The organism is Neisseria sp. P0022.S010, assembly GCF_051956635.1.
The window spans coordinates 1-1,410 of sequence record NZ_JBQCXF010000688.1 but is presented as its reverse complement, the minus strand read 5'-3'; the positions used below and the strand labels follow the sequence as shown (position 1 = coordinate 1,410).

The 1,410-nt window shown below is 47.9% G+C and carries 1 protein-coding gene; it reads right to left on the bottom strand.

Annotation, left to right across the window (positions count from 1 at the left end; all coding sequences use genetic code 11):
- The coding region (locus ACTHUT_RS20675) for a DEAD/DEAH box helicase (RefSeq protein WP_440419678.1) at positions 1–1,082 on the bottom strand (1,082 nt) is incomplete at its 3' end.
- Positions 1,083–1,410: the final 328 nt, after the last annotated feature.

Sequence of the window (1,410 nt, the reverse complement as noted above, 5' to 3'; positions counted from 1 at the left end):
AACATTTTCTGTTCGGTTTTATCCATTAAGGAAATGGCAACGCCGTCAGCACCGGCCCGACCGGTACGTCCGATGCGGTGGACGTAGTCTTCAGGTTGGGTTGGCAGCTCGTAGTTGATGACGAAAGGCAACTCGGCAATATCCAGGCCGCGTGCGGCAACGTCGGTGGCAACCAAAACGCGTAATGTACCTTCTTTAAAGGCGTTGAGGGTTTCCAGTCGGCTTTGTTGGGATTTGTCGCCGTGGATGGATTGCGCGGCAATGTTGCGGCGGACGAGGTCGCGGGTAACTTGATCGACGCTTTGTTTGGTTTTGCAGAATACAATGACTTGATTCATATGCAAATCAACAATCAGACGTTCGAGCAGGTTGCGTTTTTTGAGTGCATCAACGGCAATGATGTGTTGCTCGACATTGGCGTTAGTGGTGTTTTGCGCAGCCACTTCAACCATTTCAGGCGTGTGCATAAAATCTTGCGCAAGCTTGCGGATAGGCGGTGAGAAAGTGGCGGAGAAAAGCAGGGTTTGTCGCTGTTTGGGCAGTATCTGCATGATTTTGCGGATATCGTCGATGAAACCCATATCAAGCATACGGTCGGCTTCGTCGAGTACAACGATTTCAACTTTGTTTAAATTGATGTTTTTTTGTTTGACGTGGTCGAGCAGTCGGCCAACCGTAGCGACAACGATTTCGCAACCGGCGCGCAAGTCGGCAGTTTGTTTGTCCATATTGACGCCGCCGAAGAGGACGGTATGGCGCAAAGGAAGATTTTTAATGTATGCCTGCACGTTTTGATCGATTTGATCGGCCAGTTCGCGGGTTGAGGTCAATACCAACATACGGACAGGGTGCATGGCAGGGGAGGTACTGGATGTGGCGTAGCGTTTCAGACGTTCGAGGCTGGGCAGCATAAAGGCGGCGGTTTTACCTGTGCCGGTTTGTGCTGCGGCCAAAAGGTCGTGTCCTGCCAAGGCTTTAGGAATCGCTGCGGCTTGGATGGGCGTCGGGTTTTCATAACCCTGATCGGTCAGGGCAGAGACTAATTCGCTGCCTAAACCGAGTGAAGAGAAAGGATTCATGATGGTGGCTTTCTGTTCAGACGGCCTTTTGAATGATAGGCCGTATGAAAAATCTGATTCTGAAATGGACAAACCGCAGTATGATTTTGATTCTGCGGTTTGAAAAAATGGAGAGCGGAACAATCCGTCAAGTAGTCCATTATGCCATAAAAAGAGGGACTCCCCAAATGATGGTTGCGGCTAGGAACAGCCATGTTTTGATATTTTTACAGTGAAAAAACAGAAAAATTTACTGGCCTGCAAGATCTTGAGTTTATTGGGAATTAAGCATTTGTCTTAACGTCAATAGAATTAATTTATCAAAAACTTACAAGCTGAAATGAAACTAAAT